The organism is Micromonospora sp. NPDC003776 (assembly GCF_053605645.1).
The window spans coordinates 1-1,170 of sequence record NZ_JBSGJR010000976.1; the positions used below are offsets into that span (position 1 = coordinate 1).

Here is a 1,170-nt window from a genome sequence, read left to right on the forward strand (position 1 = left end):
GCCGCGCCGGCCGACGCGCCGACGGTGGACGAGTTGGCCGCGCTGACCGCCCGGGAGCGGGAGGTGCTCGCCGCGGTCGCGGAGGGGTTGACCAACAAGGAGATCGGCCAGCGGCTGTTCATCAGCGAGCGGACCATCGGGGTGCACGTGTCGCACATCTTCGACAAGCTCCAGGTCCGCACCCGGGTCCAGGCCAGCGCGATCTTCCTGCGTCACCGTCCGGACTAGACCCCGCCGCGGGAATACGTCGTTCTACTGATCCGCCCTGGGTACGCCGGCTGGAAGGCTGTCCGAGGCCGCCGCGCCTATGGGGAGAGCGCGCCGGCCGTTGTGGAGGAGAGATGACCGAACCGGTCTGGGGTCCTGTGCACGAGGACATCATCGGCTTGCTCGCCGACCACCCCGCCGACGTGCCGGCGGTCGTCGACCATCTCACCAAGCTGCAGGACCTGCTGGTCCGGCTGCCTCCGCTGGAGGCGAGCTGCCCGCTGGCCGACTTCAACAAGCTCTACCTGGTCATCACCAGCACGGTGCTCGACGGCCTCTACGACGACCGGTTCGTCGACCCGGTCTTCCTCGCCCGGCTGGACGTGGAGTTCGCGGCTCGCTACTTCGACGCGTTGCGCTTCTGGACCGAGTCCAGCCCGAGCACGCCGAAGGCGTGGTCCTGCCTGTTCAAGCGGATGCGCGGCCCGGACGCCCGGCCGCTGCCGTCGGCCGCCGCCGGGGTGAACGCCCACATCAACTACGACCTGCCGTTCGCGCTGGTGACCACGCTGGAGAGCCTGGAGTCCGAGCCGGTGGACGGCAGCGACCAGCACCGCGACTACCTGGAGATCAACAAGATCTTCGCCGAGCGGATCCCCGAGCTGCGCCGGGGCTACCTGGACCACTGGCAGCTCATGATCGACATGGTCAACGGCGACATCGACGACTGGTACCAGGGCGAACTGGTGGAGTACACCCGGAACGTGGCCTGGCGCAATGCGCAGAAGATCTGGCGCTGCCGGCACGACCCGGACGCCCGTGAGTGTGAGCGGACGCGGCTGGACGACAACGCCGCGCTGCTCGGCCGGCTGCTGCTGTCGCCGCTGGGGGCGTTCCTGCAGTAGCCGGATGTCGATCTTCGGCTCGCGCTTGCACAGCGCCCGTGCCCCGTCATGGGCCGAC

General features: G+C 69.2%; 2 protein-coding genes. Both read left to right on the forward strand.

Annotation, left to right across the window (positions count from 1 at the left end; all coding sequences use genetic code 11):
* A partial coding sequence (locus ACWEVO_RS36850; RefSeq protein ID WP_452312001.1) for a response regulator transcription factor occupies positions 1–228 on the forward strand: 228 nt, incomplete at its 5' end.
* 113 nt (positions 229–341) lie between these two features.
* Complete coding sequence (locus ACWEVO_RS36855) at positions 342–1,112, forward strand: DUF5995 family protein (protein WP_452312002.1); 771 nt, start codon at positions 342–344, stop codon at positions 1,110–1,112.
* Positions 1,113–1,170 lie beyond the last annotated feature (58 nt).

What these genes read in the sequence shown, in the direction of transcription:
- ACWEVO_RS36855 (WP_452312002.1), top strand. Translation starts at nt 342, where the DNA reads ATGACCGAACCGGTCTGGGGTCCTGTGCACGAGGACATCATCGGCTTG.